Consider the following 16,767-nt stretch of genomic DNA (forward strand, 5'->3'; position numbering starts at 1 on the left):
CCCCGCGCTATGCACAACTCCGCCGACTCCGCCGTTTTCGTTCCTCATTTCCACTGGGACCGCGAGTGGTACGAGCCGTTCCAGGTGTTCCGGCACCGGCTTGTCGCCGCCCTCGACACCGTGCTGGAGACGGCCGAGGCGAACCCGGACTTCCGGTTCACCGTCGACGGGCAGATGGCCGCGATCGAGGACTACCTGGAGATGCGGCCGGAGAACCGCGACCGGGTCAAGGCCCTGGTCGCCGACGGCCGGCTCGCCATCGGACCGTGGCTCATCCTGCTCGACGAGTTCCTGTGCTCCGGCGAGACCATCGTGCGCAACCTCCAGATGGGCTGGGCGGCGGCGGCCGAGCTGGGCGGTTCCATGCCGATCGGCTACCTGCCGGACATGTTCGGCCACGTCGCGCAGATGCCGCAGATCCTGGCGCGCGCCGGCATCGAGCACGCGGCGCTGTGGCGCGGTGTCCCCGGCTCCGTCGAGGGCCACGCCTTCCGCTGGCGTGCTCCCGACGGCTCCGAGGTGCGCACCGAGTTCCTCTTCGACGGCTACGACAACGGCCTCGACGTCCTGCTCGTGCCCGACCAGATCAGGCGCGCGCTCGGCGAGTACGCGGAGATGACGGCCGGGCGCTGGGGCAACGACCCGGTGCTCGCGATGGCCGGCACCGACCACAACGCGCCCGACCCGCAGCTGGCGGCCTGGCTGCGGCGCGCCTCCAGCGACGAGCGCGCCATCACCATCGCGACGCTCGACGAGTACATCCGCGAGCACGTGCGCGACGAGGTATCCGCCGTCGTCACCGGTGAACTGCGCAGCCACGTGCGCGGCAACATCCTGCCGGGCGTGCTCTCGGTGCGGCTCGCCCTCAAGCAGCGGATGGCCGCGGCCGAGCGCACCATCGACCACGCCGAGCGGGTGAACGCGCTGTGGTCGAAGCGGGACGACTCCCCGTTCCTGTCGCTCGCCTGGCACAAGATCATCGAGTCGTCCGCGCACGACTCCGTGGTCGGCTCCGGCACCGACGAGACCTCCGACCAGGTCGAGGCGCGTCTCGCCGAGGCCGCGCAGGCCGCGCGCGCGGTCCGGGACGCGGCCCTGGCCGAGCCCGCCGCGCGGATGCCGAGCGACGCTCACCTGGTCGCCAACCCGCTGCCGTTCCCGCGTACGGCACTGGCCGAGGTGGATGTCGTGGCCCCGCCGGAGGGCACGCGTCTCGTCGCGACCGCCGCCGACGGCTCGGCGCACCCCGTGCAGCTCATCTCCCAGGCGCCGACCGTGCTCAGCGACGAGCGCATGGACGCCACGCAGCTCGAACGCGTGCTGCGCCGCATCCACCGCCGCGAGCTCTTCGGCCGGCTGATCGACCACTACGAGCTGACCGCGGGCTCGCTCGTCTTCCACCTGGCCGAGGTCCCGGCGAGCGGGCCGTTCGACCTGCTCATCCTGCGCCGGGAGGTCGCCGCGGCGGCCGCCGCGCATCCGGGCGAGTGGCGGGTGCTCACGCTGGAGGAGGCCCGGGCGACCGCGCTGGTGCCCGTCCACGTGCCCGCCTCCGGACTCGCCGGCTTCCGCGTCGCGCCGAGCGAGCTGCCCGCCCCGCAGCCGACGGCGTACGCCCCCGCCACCGCGAAGGACCGCACGCTGACGAACGGCCTGGTCCAGGTCGCGGTCGCCGCCGACGGCACGCTGGACGTGACCGGCGCCGACGGCACCGTGCTGCACGGGGTCGGCCGCCTCGTCGACGGCGGTGACCGCGGCGACAGCTACAACTACGCTCCCCCGGCGCGGGACGTGCTCGTGTCGGAGCCGGCGGACGTCACCGTCGAACTCCTCGAGGACGGCCCGCTGCGTTCGCGGATCCGGGTCACCCGCGTCTACGAGTGGCCTGCCGAGCTCTCCTCCGACCGCGACGTCCGCAGCGCCCGGACCGTGGCCACCCCGGTGGAGACCCTCGTGGAGGTGCGGGTGGGCGAGCCGTTCGTCCGCGTCTCGACGTCCTTCCTGAACCAGTCCGCGGACCACCGGCTGCGCTTCCACGTACCGCTGCCGCAGCCGGCGGCCGGCTCCGCCTCCGCCGGGCAGTTCGCGGTCACCGAGCGCGGGCTGACCTCCGAGGGCGGCTGGGGCGAGTACCCGATCCCGACCTTCCCCGCCACCGAGTTCGTGTCGGCCGGGGCCGCCAACGTCCTGCTCGACCACGTCGCCGAGTACGAACTCGTCGGCGACGGCGCCGAACTCGCCATCACCCTGCTGCGCGCGATCGGCTCGATCAGCGTCAACATCCACCCGCTGCGGGACGAGCCCGCGGCGAGCGAGATCCCGGTGCCGGGCGCGCAGGACCTCGGTGTGCGCATCGAGAACCGCTTCGCCGTGGTGCCCTCGGCGACCGGCTGGCAGGGTGCCCACGCCGTCGCGCTCGCCGCGGAGTTCCGCAACGACGTGCTGGTCACCCGCGGGACCGCGTCCGCCGGGGGCCAGTTGCCCCCCGACGCCGCGGGCCTGCGGGTCGGGGGCGCGGACGTCCTCGTCTCCGGCATCCGCCGCGTCACCGGCGACGACCGCGGCGCCGGCACGGAGGTCCGCATGGTGGCGATGACCGGCACGGGAGCGACCGCCCGGGTGACCGGCGCGTTCACCGAGGCCACCACGGTCGACCTGCTCGGCCGGCCGCTGTCCACGGCGCGGGCCGAGGGCGTACTCGAACTCCCCCTCGGTCCCTGGGAGATCCGCACGGTCGTGGTCCGGTAGGGAGACAGCAGGCGCACGCGAAGGACGACGTCACAGTGACCGACACATCCATGATCCACGGCACAGGCGAACGCCCCTGAGTTCGCCCCACCTCCCCAGAGCCGGCCTTCTCCGCACGACGCCGGGTGACCGGGGCCATCGGGCCCCGGTCGTCCGGGTCGGCGCACCCGTCCGGCGTCCGGACCCTTTTGTGAGCAAGAAAGAGTTGTGACCTCGTGCCCTCCCCCATTTCCGCGTACGTTTCGGACACCTCGCCAGGGCGTGGCGCGCTGCGCCCGGCGCGCTCGTGGCTGCACTCCGACGCCCCCTCCCGGTCGCTGAACGGGAACTGGCGCTTCCACCTGTCGCCGACGGTGCCGGCGGAAGAGGACTTCGCGGCCGAAGGCTTCGACGACAGCGGCTGGGACAGCATCCCGGTGCCCTCCCACTGGGTGCTCCAGGGCGACGGCGCCCACGGCCGGCCGATCTACACGAACGTGCAGTACCCCTTCCCGATCGACCCGCCGCACGTCCCGGACGAGAACCCCACCGGTGACTACCGCCGCCACTTCGAGGTGCCCGCCGACTGGTCGCGGGCCGAGCGCGTCGTGCTGCGCTTCGACGGTGTCGAATCGCTCTTCAAGGTGTGGGTGAACGGCGACGAGATCGGCAGCGCCAGTGGCAGCCGCCTCGCCCACGAATTCGACGTGACCTCGTCGGTCCGCCCTGGCGGCAACGTCGTCGCCGTGCGTGTGCACCAGTGGTCGGCGGCCAGCTACGTCGAGGACCAGGACCAGTGGTGGCTGCCCGGCATCTTCCGCGACGTCACCCTCCTCGCGCGCCCGGCCGGCGGCATCGAGGACGTCTGGCTGCGCGCCGGGTTCGACGGCGGGCGCGGACGGATCGAGACGGAGATCACCGCCGAGCCGGCCGCCTTCCCCGTCACGCTCCGCGTCCCCGAACTCGGCGTCGAGAAGGTCTGGGCCTCGGCCGCCGACGTGGCCCCGTTCGCCGTCGACGGCGTGGAGCCCTGGTCGGCGGAGCTCCCGCGTCTGTACGACGTGACGGTGTCGACGGCCGCGGAGCGCATCGAGCTGCGCGCGGGCTTCCGCACCGTCGAGATCCGCGGCGACCGGTTCCTGGTCAACGGCCGCCGCGTCGTCCTCCACGGCATGAACCGCCACGAGACCCACCCCGAGCGCGGCCGCGTCTTCGACGAGGAGCACGCCCGCGAGGACCTGGCGCGCATGAAGCGGTTCAACGTGAACGCCATCCGCACCAGCCACTACCCGCCGCACCCGCGGCTGCTGGACCTCGCCGACGAACTCGGGTTCTGGGTGGTGCTGGAGTGCGACCTGGAGACGCACGGCTTCGACAAGCTCGGCTGGGTGGGCAACCCCAGCGACGACCCGGCGTGGCGCGCCGCCTACCTCGACCGCATCGAGCGCACCGTCGAGCGGGACAAGAACCACCCCAGCATCGTCATGTGGTCGCTGGGCAACGAGGCCGGCACCGGATCCAACCTCGCGGCCATGTCCGCCTGGGTCCACGCCCGCGACCCCGAGCGGCCCGTGCACTACGAGGGCGACCACGCGGGCGAGTACACCGACGTCTACTCGCGCATGTACGCCTCGGTGCCCGAGACCGAGCAGATCGGCACCGACGGCTCGCGCGCGCCGCTGCTGAACTGCACCCCCGCGCAGGGCGCCCGGCAGCGCACCAAGCCGTTCGTGCTGTGCGAGTACGCGCACGCGATGGGCAACGGCCCGGGCGCGCTCGACCAGTACGAGGAACTGGTGCACCGTCACCCGCGCCTGCACGGCGGCTTCGTGTGGGAGTGGCGCGACCACGGCATCCTCGCGAAGGCCCCGGACGGCACGCCGTACTACGCGTACGGCGGCGACTTCGGCGAGGTCGTGCACGACGGCAACTTCGTCATGGACGGCATGCTGCTCAGCGACGACGTCCCGACCCCCGGCCTGTGGGAGTACAAGGCGGTCGTGCAGCCGGTCCGCTTCACCTTCGGCGAGCTCAGCAGTGTCAGCGGTATCAACGGGTTCAACCTGGTCGACGCCGACCACGTCGCGATCACCAATCTGCGGCACTCGGCCGACACCTCCGACCTGCGCTTCCGCTGGCGCGTCGAGCACGACGGACGGCTCGTGGACACCGGGGACCTGGCGGTGCCGGTCGTCGCGGCGGGCGAGTCGGCGCGGGTGCCGCTGCCGAAGATCGCGGTGGCCGACGACGCGGAGACCTGGCTCACCATCGACGCCGAACTGGCGGCCGGGACCGCCTGGGCGGACGAGGGACATGTGATCGCCACGGCCCAGCTGGACCGTTCGGCCCGGCGACCCGCGCCGGCCGTCCCGCCGCGCGGCGACTGGCAGCCTGGCGACGGCACCCTGACGCTCGGCATCGCCGAGTTCGAGGGCGGGTCGCTGGTGCGCCTCGCCGGGCGCGACGTCGCGGGCCCGCGGCTGGAGCTGTTCCGTGCCCCCACCGACAACGACGAGGGCACGTCCGGGGAGAACGAGGAGACCGACACCGGCGTCGCCGGGGTCTCCCACGCCGAACTGTGGCGTCGCGACGGTCTCGACCGGCTGACCTCGCGGCTGGTGTCCGTGGAGCAGGCGGACGGGGCGCTGCGCACCGTCGCCAAGGTCTCCGCGGCGGACTCCGCCCTGTCGGTGACGGTGGAGTCCGTCTGGTCGGTCGAGGGCGGCGAGCTCGAACTGCGCGTGGAGATCGAGCCCTCGCGCGGCTGGTCGACGGTGTGGCCGCGGATCGGGATCCGGTTCGACCTGCCCGACGGCACGGCCCCGGTCGACGGCGCCGAGTGGTTCGGCCTCGGGCCGCTGGAGTCCTACCCCGACAGCATGCGCGCGGCGCGCACCGGCCGGTTCTCGTCCACCATCCGCGACCTGTCCGCCGACTACGCGCGGCCCCAGGAGACGGGGCACCGCTCCCAGGTGCGGGAGCTGTCGCTGACGAGCGCGGGCGGCGAGGTACTGCGCGTCACCGCGGTCCCGGACTCGCGCGGGCGCCGCCCGGGCTTCACGCTCGGCCGCCACACCCCGCAGCAGATCGCGCGGGCCGCGCACCCCTTCGAGCTGCCGCACTCGACGACGAGTCACCTCTTCGTCGACGCGGCACAGCACGGCCTGGGCTCGCGGGCGTGCGGGCCGGACGTGTGGGCGGAGTTCGCACTCCGCCCCGAGTCCCGCACGATCCGGCTGCGCATCGCGGCGGGCTCGTGACCCGCTGGCCCAGTGACCGAATGAACGGCGAGGGGCGCCCGCGGGAAGCGGGCGCCCCTCGCCGTTCTGGCGTCAGGCCTCGACGAGTTCGCCGGCCGGAGCGGCGGCGGTGGAGGCGGCGGCACGACGGCGGGCGATCGTGCCCGAGAACCAGTAGCCGGCGATCATCAGGGCGACGACCGCGACGGTCTCTGTCGTGCCCAGCACCCAGGTGGAGGCGGTGGCCTCCTTCGGCGGGAGCCGGGGAAGGTCGTCCAGGGCCAGCGGAACCGCCGAGTGCGCGGCCGCGTCCGCCTGGAAGGCCTGGTTGCGGGCCGAGCCGTGCAGGAAGGGCGCGACGAAGAGCAGGGTCATCGCGAGCAGCGTCTCCAGGGTGATCACGACGGGGAACTCCCGTATCAGCAGCGTCCGCAGCGGGCGCTCGTCACCGGCGGCCCGCAGCGCGTCGATCCGCGGGTGCAGCCAGAACTGGTTGAAGACGCCGAGCAGCAGCAGCGTGCCGAAGATGAGGATCTTCACGCCCAGCACGCGCCCGTACATCGTGGTGAACAGCTGCGACGGGCCGTCGACGTGCTCCCAGTACAGGAACAGGCCGGACAGGGTGATCGCGGCGACACAGCCCATGGCGGCGGCCGAGAAGCGCCGGATGGCCGGGGACCAGAAGGCGCCGCGGTCGGCGGGTGCGACCGCCCCGGGGAGGGCGAGCAGTGCCAGTCCGGCCACGCCGCCCAACCAGACGGCGCCGCCGAGCAGGTGGAGCATCCACATCACGGTCTCGAAGGTGGTGCGGCCCCAGTCGTCGGGGACCTCGTCGGGGAACTTGGTGGTGCCGAGCGCGACGGCCCCCGCACCGAGGCCCGCCACGAGCAGCAGGCGGCGGGTCGCGGCAGGCACGCGCGCGCGGAGGGCCAGGGGTGCGACCAGGAGAGCGCCGGCCAGGACGAGGGTGACCTCCAGTCCCGACAACCGGCCCGCGTTGCTGCCGTCGTAGAGCGAGTTCCATGCCGCGCCGTAGTCGTACCCGCCGTCGTCCCCGGAGTGGGCGAGGCCGGTGAGCACCGCGGGCACGGCCAGGACTCCCAGGACGACCGCGGCGCGGGCGAGCCGGACGGTCACCGCGGACAGCGCGTCGGCGCCGATCCGGCCGGCCGCGGGACCCGCGGCCACCAGGGCCAGGGCCGTCACTCCGACGAACCCCATCAGGGTTACCCAGGCCGACCAGGCGACAGCGCTGTCAGCGAACGGGCCGAGCGGGGTCGACGGCGCCGGAGCCGCGGAAAAGGGCAGCTGGAAAGGCAATTGATGGGACGGCGGCATGACTGATCACCCTCGGGCATTGGCAGGAGAAATCCAGAGGCCCTTAGGTTAGGCACACCTAACTTACCCGTCAATCCGGCTGGGACACGCCCGCGGGGACGGTGGACGCGCGGGCACAGCATGGGCGCGATGGTGGCGTACGAGCCGGCCCCGCGGCTGGAGCGGACGACCGGGCAGGGTCCCGTACACCTCTTCGTCGGCGCCGCGCACGCCCCGGGCACCGGCGCCGTGCCGACCGACGCGCCGGCGGAGCGGCCGGCCGACCACATCCGGGCGCTGCTTCGGCGGTCTGCCCGCCGAAGTGCGCAATGACGAGGCATGGGTGCGCCAGTTGACGCAATCGCTCGCCGCGGACTTCGCGCTGTACCGGTCGTACCGTCCCCGCCCCGGCGGTCCGTGGCGCCTCAGCGCGGGCATCAACGGTTTCGCCGGGGACCGGGACCATCTGGTGCCCGCGGGGCAGATGGCCGCCTGGGCGGACCGGACGACGTCCGGGTTCCAGCCGCGCAGCGAGCCAGGAGCCCACCTCTTCATCCGTGAAGGGTGGGCTCCCGTGGCCGAGACGGTCAGCGCGGTGCTGCGGCCCCGGCTTCTCGCCTGAGCCCCGCCGTCGCCTCGGCTTCGTCCTGCAGAGCGTCCGCCTGGCTCTGCAGGACGTCGAGGTCCTCCGAGATGACGCTTCCGGTGGGGATGTCCGGCAGCCGGTCCTCGATCTCGCGCAACGGGCGGTAGCGCAGCCCGAAGACGCCCCAGCAGGCCAGCAGCAGTCCGCCCATGACCATCAGCAGCCCCATGCCGCGGCCCGGTCCGCCGCCCAGCACGGTCTGAAGCGGCGCGCTGCCGGCGACCAGTGGGCCGAAGACGTGGTCGTTCAGGACCGGGGTGAGCAGGAAGCCGAGCGGCATCATGGCGGTCGCCAGCATCTGGTTCGTGGCGACCACCCGGCCCTGCAGCTCGAGGCCGACCTTCGCCTGGATGATGCTCAGCCAGTGCGCGTTGAGCACGGCGTTGCAGGCCCACCACAGGAACAGACCGATGCCCATGAGCAGCGGTGTGGGCCGCAGGCCGATGAGGGCCGTGGCCAGTCCCAGACCCACGGTGGTGCCGATCATGCCGTCGGCGCGACGCCGGGTGCCGCCCCAGAACGCCATCGTGAGCCCACCGACAACCGCGCCGAGGCCACCGGCGGCGACCACCAGGCCGAGGACCGCCGGGGTGCTGGTGGACAGCACCAGCGGGGCGGTCAGCACGGTGGTCGTGGCGGTGATGTAGTTGACCACCACGAAGAAGACGACCATCGCGACCATCGGCCTGCGGCGCACGATGAAGCGCCATCCGCCGGTGAGCGCGGCGGCAAAGGTCTCCCGCCGTCTGCGGAACAGCCGGTCCGGGAACCGTACGGCCAGCAGCACCGCCGCTCCGCACACCAGGGCGGCGATGTCCACGCAGATCATCCCGGTGAGGCCGACCAGTGTGATCAGCGCACCGCCGAGCACGGGGGCGATGAGGGTGCTGAGCGCGGTGCCCAACTGGGCGACTCCGTTGGCCTGCCCGAGATACGGCTTGGGTACGAGCTGGGCGACGGCGGCGAGATAGGCGGGGCGCTGGAACGCCGCCGTGAGCGAGGTCAGTCCCGCGAAGAGCGCGACCTCCCACACATGGAGACTGCCGGTCGCCGCCGCCGTGATCAGCCCGGTCAGGGCCACGCCGTACACGGCGGTGCAGCCCAGCAGGACCCGGCGGCGCTCGTAGCGGTCGGCGACCGCGCCGCCGAGGGGCGCGGCGAAGACCGCGGGGAGCAGCGCCAGCATGGTGATCACGGAGTAGTAACCGACCTGGTGCGTGCGCTGGTAGACCCAGACGCCCAGGCCGAAGGCGGTCAGACTCGCACCCGTCAGCGAGATCGTCTGGCTGAGGGCCAGCAGTGCGAACCGGCGCAGGTCGCGCAGGTCCTGGCGCCCCGGTCGCTCGCGGGCGGGCGGCCGCACTTCCGTGGGCCCGTCGGCCGGCACCGAGACGGGAGCGGGAGCTGCGTCGGCTCCTGGTGCGAGCCGCGCGGAGATCAACTCCGCCAGTTCGGCCGCCTGGTGTTTGACGAAGTAGTGCCCGGCGCCGCCGATCCGCGCCAGGTCGACCTGCTCGGCGAAGCCGTACCACTCCGCGTACCGCTCCTCGGACAGTTCCGTGGTGCGGTCACGGTCGCCGACGACACACAGCACCGGGGTGTTCAGCCGGACCGCGTCCGGGACGGCCAGCCGGGTGCTGAACCAGTCGACCGCCTGGCGGACGTCGTGCCGTACGCCGCGGATCACGGCCTCCTGGGTCGCCTCCTCCAGCTGTCCGCCGAGTGCCTGGAGCACCTCCCGGTAGGCGCGGTCGGAAGTCCAGCGGTCGTTGGGGAACCAGCGGTCCACCAAGGAGGAGAAGCGGCCGGGAAGCCGCGCGGTGGGAAAGGCGGCGCCGAGGACCACGCCCGCCAGTTCGGTGCCGTCGGCCTCCAGTTCCAGGGCGATGCCCACCGCCGTGGCGGTTCCGACGCAGTGCCCGTACACCAGGACCGGTCCCGCCGCGCGCTCGGCGAGTTCGGCGCGGCAGCCGTCGATCAGCTCGGGCAGGCCCGGCATGACCTCGTCCGGACGAGCCGGGTCGTGGCCCGGCGGCTCCAGTGCGAGGATCTCGGCGCCCGGGTGGCGTACCGCCAGTTCGGCGGCGAGCGGCCCGTACGAGGCGGCGGAGCCGCCCGCGTAGGGGACGCACAGCACCGTGAGGGTCACCGCGGTCCCCTGCGCCGGTCCCGCCAGGCGCTGCAGGAGCCGGGTGTCCCGGTCGCCGGGCCCGTCCAGGAAGAGGGCGAGGTCGCGGACGGTCGGGCGGGTGAACAGGTCGATGACACGGAGGTCCGGATCGATGGCCCGGGCGGCCCGCAGGGCGCGGAAGGAGTCCCCGCCGAGGGCGAAGAAGTCCTCGTCGATGTCCACGTCGGCGTCAGGGAGTCCGAGCACTTCCTGCCAGACGGCGGCGATACGGCGCTCGGTCTCCGTACGGGGCGTGACCCGGTCGGTGGGCGCGGCCTCCGTCGGCCGGGGCAGCGCGGCGCGGTCGACCTTGCCGTTGGGGGTCAGGGGGACGGCCGGGATGCCGACCAGCGCGGTGGGGACCATGTGGCCGGGCAGGGCGGCCCGCAGTGCCGTGCGGACGGCCTTGACGTCCAGCGGCTCGTCGCCCGCGGGGACCAGCCAGGCGGCGAGCTGCCGCTGGTGGTCGGCGCCGACGGCGAGGACGACGGCCTCGCGCACGCCCGGCAGGGCGCGGCAGGCCGCGGCGACCTCGCCGAGTTCGACACGGTATCCGCGCACCTTGACCTGGTCGTCGAGGCGGCCGAGGAACTCGATGAGGCCGTCGGCACGCACCCGGACGCGGTCGCCGGTGCGGTAGCAGCGGCGGGTGCCGTCCAGCGGGTCCGGTACGAAGGCGCGCCGCGTGGCCTCCTCATTGCCGAGGTAGCCGCGCGAGACACCCGGTCCCGAGATGAGCAGTTCACCGGGAACGGTGGGCGGCAGGAGCCGCCCGGCCGGGTCCACGACGTAGCAGACGGCGTTGGGGAAGGGCGTGCCGAGCGGGGCCACCGGACCGCCGCGCCGCCGCGGGTCCACCTGGCCGAGGTCGCAGCCCAGTACCGAGACCGTGGTCTCGGTCGGGCCGTAGTGGTTGTGCAGGACGAGGTCCGGGCGGGCCGCACGGATGCGGTCGGCCAGTTCCCACGGGCAGGGCTCGCCCGCCAGTACGAGGGTGCGTCGCGGCAGGACGGCCGCCAGGTCACCGTGTGCGGCGAGCAGTTCGACGTGGCTGGGCACCATCTTGACCACGTCGACCGGGTGCGCGGTGAAGTACGCCGCGAGCCGCTCGGGATCGGTGGCCGTGTCCCGCTCCACCATGTGCAGGGTGCCGCCGCCGGCCAGGGCGCCGAAGACCGAGAGGTATCCCAGGTCTGCGGCGGCGGTCGACAGCAGCGCGAAGGAGCGCCCGTGTCCGTCGACCCGCTCCAGGCCGCCGCGCACGTAGTGCACGAGGCTGCGGTGCTCCACCGCGACGCCCTTGGGCGTTCCGGTCGAACCCGACGTGAAGATCACGTACGCGAGGTCGTCCGGCCCGGCTTCCGTCGCCGCGGGAGTGGCCGGCAGCGTGCTGTCGCCGGCGATCTCGCCGATCACGCCGATCACGGAGATACGGTCCGCGGGGACGCGGCCGGTCAGGCCGGCCTCGACGAGCAGATGCCCGGCTCCGGCCGCGGCAAGGGTGCCGGCCAGCCGCTGGTCCGGATAGGAGGGCTCCAGCGGGACGAAGGCCGCCCCCGCCTTGAGCACACCCAGCACCGCGACCGTGAAGTCCCTGCCGCGCTCGGCGAGCACGGCCACCGGGGCCTGCGGACGCACTCCGGAGGCGAGCAGCCAGTGCGCGACGCGGTTGGCCCGCATGTCCAACTGGGCGTACGTCAAGGAACCGTCGGCGGCGACGACCGCCACCGCGTCCGGGGTATCGCGCGCCCAGTCCTCGACCAGGGAGTGCAGCGGGCGGTCCAGGGTGAACTCACGGACCGGACCGTGGACGATCCCGGCCTCCGGCGCGGCGGGAGCCAGCGCGCCCACGGGCGCGTCGGGGTCGGCCAGCAGCCCGTCCAGCAGGCGCAGGTACCAGCCCGCGAGGCGCCGCGCGCTGTCGGGTTCGAACCGTTCGGCGCGGTACTCCAGGATGCCGCTGAGCGTGCCGTCGGACTCCCGCTCGAAGAGCTGAAGGGCCAGGTCGGCCTTGACCGAACCGGTCGGCACCTCGCGGAACTCGGTCGTCAGACCGGGGAAGAGCGCGCCGACGTCGGGGCGCCGGTAGAAGTTGGCCATGGTGTCGAACAGCGGGTTGGCGGCGGCGGACCGCTGCGGGCGCACCCGCTCCACGACCCTGTCGAACGGCACGTCGCCGTGCCCGATCGCGTCCAGGACCGTGGTCCGTACCCGGTCGAGGAGTTCCCGGCCGGTGGGGTCGCCGGACAGGTCGCCCCGCATCACCACCGTGTTGACGAACAGGCCCACCGCCCGGTCGCTGCCGGGCGCGCGACGCCCGCCGTCGGGAACACCGACGGGAATGTCGGTGCTGCCGGATATCCGCGCCAGGAGCGCCTGCCACACGCCGAGCAGCACCATGAACGGCGTGCAGCCGGATGCCGTGGCCAGGGCCCGCAACCGTTCCTGCGATGCGGTGGACAGCGCCAGCGGCACCTTGCCGCCGGCGTCCGACGGGATCGGACGGTGCGGGCGGTCGGCGGGCAGGTCGAGCCCGGCACCGCAGCCGGAGAGCCTCCGCTCCCACCAGTCCAGCCGGTCCGCCTCCAGTTCAGCGGGGCGCCGGTCGTTCACGGCCGCGTACTGCGGCGCCGGTTCCGGTGCGGGCCGCAGGCCGAGGCGGGCGGCGTACAGCGCGGCCAGGTCCTCGACGAGCAGACCGTTGGACCAGGCGTCGGTGGCGATGTGGTGGACCACCAGCAGGAGCGCATGGTCCTGCTCGCCCAGTGCGAAGCACACGGCCCGCAGCGGGCACTCCCGCTCCAGCGAGAAGGCCCGGCCCACGCGGACGCGCACCTGCCGGTCCAGTTCAGCCTCGGCGTCGGCGTGTCCGGCGAGGTCCACGGTCTCCACCGGGACGTCCCCGGCCGGACGGGTCACCATCACCGGCCGCGGGCCCGAGGCGTCGACCACACCGCGCAGCACACGGTGCCGCTCGGCGAGGTCGCGGACGGCGCCCAGCAGGGCGTCGGGGTCGAGCACCCCGCGCAGCCGGAGCAGTACGGGCACCAGGTAGGCGGGGCTGTCGGGCTGCAACTGGGCCTGGAACCACAGGCCTTCCTGGGCCGGGCTGAGCGGTGCGGGACCGTCGCCGGCCTCGGTGGGGTGCTCCTTGCGGGCGGCCGCGGCCCGGGTGGCCAGCAGGGCTCGCAGCCGGTCCTGGTTCCCGGGCTCGACACGAGTGGTGGGGGCGCTCATCGGGCACCGGCTTCCGTGTCCATGGCGACGAGAGCCAGGCGCTCGACATCCGCCGGCATCCCGGACAGCAGCGACATCCGGCGCTGCTCGGGCGACGCGTGTGCGGCGTCGGTGGGGGTCCCGGGCAGGTCGGTGGGACGGTCGGCGAGGGCCACGGCGGCGTGGAGCTCGGCCAGCGTGGGGTCGTTGCGCAGGAAGTGCCCGGCCGGCAGGGAGACGCCGAGCCGGTCGTGGATCTCCGCGGCCAGCCGCGCGCCCAGCAGGCTGTGCCCGCCCAACGACACGAATCGCGCCTCGGCGCGGCCCTCCTCGGCCGCCTGCGGAAGCACCTCGTACCAGATCGAGGCCAAGGCGCCCGGGTCCTCCTCCTCGGCGGAGGCGGCCGTCCGTCCGGACCGTTCGCGCATCAGCCGCTGCAGGAGCGGTCGCCCGCCGTCCGCCGGACGGGACGCGACCGGGGTCCGCGCGACGTTCAGCTGCTCCTCCGCACGCTGCCGCAGCTGCTTGCGGTCGCGCTTGCCACTGCTGCTGAGGGGGAGTTCGGGAACGATCAGGAACCGGGTCGGCACGTACGCGGGCGGCACCCGGTCCGCAAGGTGCTCCCGCAGCCTTCGCGGCAGTCCTTCCGGCACCTCGGCAGTCGGCTCGGCGGGCTGGATCCAGGCCACGAGTTCCACGTCGTCCCCGATGCGCGCGGCGACGACGGTCCCCGCGGCGACCTCGCGGTGGCTGCCCAAGTGGTGCTCGACTTCCTGCGGTTCGATGCGCTGGCCGCGGATCTTCACCTGGTCGTCGACGCGGCCCAGGTACTCCAGGCCCCCGTCCGCCAGCCGCACCCGGTCCCCGGTGCGGTACCAGGTGGGCACGGACGCGTCGGCCCCGGCGGGGACGAACGCCTGGTCGGTCAGGTCCTGCCGGTTGAGGTAACCCAGCGCCAACGGCATTCCGCCGATGCGCAGTTCGCCCTCCTCCCCGGCGGCGACGAGAACGCCGTCACGGTCGAAGACGCCGAGGACGCAGTTGTCGACCGGCTGCCCGATGAGGATCCGGTCGATGTCGGCTGCCCGCTCCGGACAGGTCCAGTGCGTGACGTCGATGGCGGCCTCGGTGGGGCCGTACAGGTTGTGCAGCCGCGCCGGCAGTGATGTGGCGAAGTCGCGTGCCACGGCGACGGGCAGTGCCTCACCGCTGCAGAACACGTGGCGCAGCGAGGTGCAGCGTGCGGCACCCGGCCCGCGCAGGAACTCGCGGAGCATGGACGGGACGAAGTGGCACACCGTGATGCGGTGCTCCTGGACGGCATCCGCCACCCGTGCAGGGTCGCGGTGCTCCTCCGGGGGCAGGAACACGCAGGTGGCCCCCGCGATCAACGGGAGCCACAGCTCCCAGCCGGAGACGTCGAAGGTCACCGGGGTCTTCTGCAGGATCCGGTCCTCCGGCCCCACCGCGTAGGTGTCGCGCATCCACAGCAACCGGTTGCACAACGCCAGGCTGGGCAGGACGACGCCCTTGGGCGCACCGGTGGAGCCCGAGGTGAACAGCACGTACACGGGCTGCTCGTCGGGAACGACGGGCAGCGGGTCGAGCGGAAGCACGGAGGCGTCCCCCGCGGGGCGCAGGCTCTCCACCTCGACGGTGCGCAGCCCGTGTCCGGCGAGCACGGGCTCCGTCGGCGCGCTGACGAGCGCCACGCGGCTGCCCGCCGTCTCCAGGACACCGGCCAGCCGCACCGGCGGATCGGCCGGGTCGACCGGAAGATACGGCAACCCGGCCTTCAGGACGCCCAGCAGCGCCGCGAGCAGCGCGTTGCTGCGCGGCACGGCGACCACCACCGGCAGCCCCTCCGGCGCGTCCGTCCGCAGCACCCGGGCGATCGCGTCCGACCACGCCTCCAGCCGGCGGTAGTTGAGGGAGTCCCCACCGGACCGGACGGCCTCGCGTTTCGGATCCCGTTCCGTGACCTCCCTGACCAGGCCGGGCAAGCCGGTCGAACAATCCCGTATGACCTGGGGCCCCGCCATTTCGACGGCTCCGGTACCCGACAACTGTGGCACGTCCCTTGCTCCTCTCGCCCCAACAGGGCACGCTCAAAGCCTAGGAACGCCGCGAGTCGGGACAACCCCACTGATGCATCCTTAACAACGGGACAAGCGGACTCCTTCATACAGATTTGTCCGCAAATGCCGGGCGGTCCGGCACATCGTGCGCCACCCTTGCTGCCACGTCGGTGGCCATCACGCGCCCCGGGCCTCACGGCCCCGGACCCCGCTGGGACACGCCGGCACCCGCCTCACCCCCGTGAACGGGCAACGCCGCTGAATTGTCGGCCTCCTGACGCACTCCTTGACGGTATGCGTGGTCGCCCTGACCGGCGCCGCCGAAGGAGCGAACGGCCCCGCCGCCGGCGGACGCCGCACCCGGTGGCAACGGCCCTCCGTCCCGGCGAGGGAGTTCCTTGCGTCACGCACGAACGCGGTAGCGGGCCCCGCACGCGGGAGGCGGGCCGGCCGCCCCCGCGGCCGCTCCGTACGGCCACCTCACGTCGCGCGGACCGGCGGATCAGCCCTCGTCCATCCCGAACGAGTCGTGCACGGGCCGCACTTCGACCGCCACGACATGGAAGTCCACGACGCGTGCGGCGATCTCGCGCGCCCGCTCCGGGCTCGCGCACTCGACCACGTAGTACGCGGTGAGCTGGTCGGTCGCCTCCGTGAGCGGCCCGTCCGCGGAGGTCGATCCGTCCCCGCGCCACCGGATCGTCGTGGTGTCCCTCGGGTAGGCCAGTCCCGCCCCGTTGAGCATCTCGCCGGAGCCCGCCAGGTCCTGATGGAGCGCCTCGTGCCTGCGGAACACCTCTGCGCGCTGCGTCGCCGACATCGCCTCGGTCGCCGCGGGATCGGCATACATCAGCACCATGTACTTCATGCGGCCACCCTGGCACCGTACGCGGTCACGGCACCAGACCGGGCCAGGGTGCCGACAGCCCGTCACAGGTCCTGGAAGCGGCGCACGAACCGCCGTTGCCACGGGGTCTCCACCGCGCGGCGGTCGTAGCCGCGGCGGACGAACGCCACCGCCCGGTCGGCCGGCACCCCGTCGAGGACCGCCATGCACGCCAGCGCCGTCCCCGTCCGGCCTCGCCCTCCGCCGCAGGCGATCTCCACACGTTCGCACGCGGCCCGGGCCAGCGCCTCGCGCAGCACGTCCCGCACCTCCCGAGGATCCCTGGGCAGCCCGAAGTCGCGCCAGCGCACCCACCGGGCCTCCCACGCGACCGGCGGAGGCCGCCTGCCCAGCAGGTACACCGCGAACGAGGGCACCGGCCCCGCGGGCAGCGGATCACGCAGTCCCCGGCCCCGCACCAGCGCACCGGAGGGGAACCTCACGATCCCGCCGCCTGCCGTGTCCCAGTCCTCCGCCACCTCCGTGCC

At 73.5% G+C, this 16,767-nt stretch carries 9 protein-coding genes; 4 read left to right on the plus strand and 5 right to left on the minus strand.

The features are described 5' to 3' along the window. Window positions 1-9 precede the first annotated feature (9 nt). A complete protein-coding gene (locus ACIP64_RS09655; protein WP_401583445.1) occupies window positions 10-2,748 on the plus strand; it encodes an alpha-mannosidase in 2,739 nt (912 codons plus the stop codon). A gap of 215 nt (window positions 2,749-2,963) precedes the next feature. Then, complete coding sequence (locus ACIP64_RS09660; protein ID WP_401583446.1) at window positions 2,964-5,987, plus strand: glycoside hydrolase family 2 TIM barrel-domain containing protein; 3,024 nt, start codon at window positions 2,964-2,966, stop codon at window positions 5,985-5,987. Window positions 5,988-6,059: 72 nt separating this feature from the next. Here the strand turns inward: ACIP64_RS09660 and ACIP64_RS09665 are convergent, their stop codons facing one another. Then, entirely contained in the window at window positions 6,060-7,187 is a 1,128-nt protein-coding gene (locus ACIP64_RS09665) for a copper resistance D family protein (protein ID WP_401583448.1), read from the minus strand. 237 nt (window positions 7,188-7,424) lie between these two features. Between ACIP64_RS09665 and ACIP64_RS09670 the strand changes: the two genes are divergently transcribed. Further along, complete coding sequence (locus ACIP64_RS09670; RefSeq protein ID WP_401583450.1) at window positions 7,425-7,616, plus strand: hypothetical protein; 192 nt, start codon at window positions 7,425-7,427, stop codon at window positions 7,614-7,616. 19 nt (window positions 7,617-7,635) lie between these two features. Next, entirely contained in the window at window positions 7,636-7,905 is a 270-nt protein-coding gene (locus ACIP64_RS09675; protein ID WP_401583452.1) for a thioesterase II family protein, read from the plus strand. Here the strand turns inward: ACIP64_RS09675 and ACIP64_RS09680 are convergent. The 4 genes from ACIP64_RS09680 to ACIP64_RS09695 form a co-directional block, all read right to left on the minus strand. Beyond that, window positions 7,871-13,336, minus strand: coding sequence for an amino acid adenylation domain-containing protein (locus ACIP64_RS09680; RefSeq protein ID WP_401583454.1), 5,466 nt, complete (start codon window positions 13,334-13,336; stop codon window positions 7,871-7,873). The two genes, ACIP64_RS09675 and ACIP64_RS09680, sit on opposite strands and share 35 nt — an antisense overlap. Next, window positions 13,333-15,318: a non-ribosomal peptide synthetase gene (locus ACIP64_RS09685; protein ID WP_401583456.1), complete on the minus strand. Its 1,986-nt coding sequence runs from the start codon at window positions 15,316-15,318 to the stop codon at window positions 13,333-13,335. The genes ACIP64_RS09680 and ACIP64_RS09685 overlap by 4 nt, the downstream gene beginning before the upstream one ends. 577 nt (window positions 15,319-15,895) lie before the next feature. Continuing rightward, a complete protein-coding gene (locus tag ACIP64_RS09690; protein ID WP_401583458.1) occupies window positions 15,896-16,261 on the minus strand; it encodes a YciI family protein in 366 nt (121 codons plus the stop codon). 62 nt (window positions 16,262-16,323) lie between these two features. Continuing rightward, a complete protein-coding gene (locus ACIP64_RS09695; protein WP_401583459.1) occupies window positions 16,324-16,758 on the minus strand; it encodes a protein-tyrosine phosphatase family protein in 435 nt (144 codons plus the stop codon). Window positions 16,759-16,767 lie beyond the last annotated feature (9 nt).

Origin of the sequence: Streptomyces sp. NPDC088733 (assembly GCF_044751185.1) — a bacterium.
Taxonomy (GTDB): domain Bacteria; phylum Actinomycetota; class Actinomycetes; order Streptomycetales; family Streptomycetaceae; genus Actinacidiphila.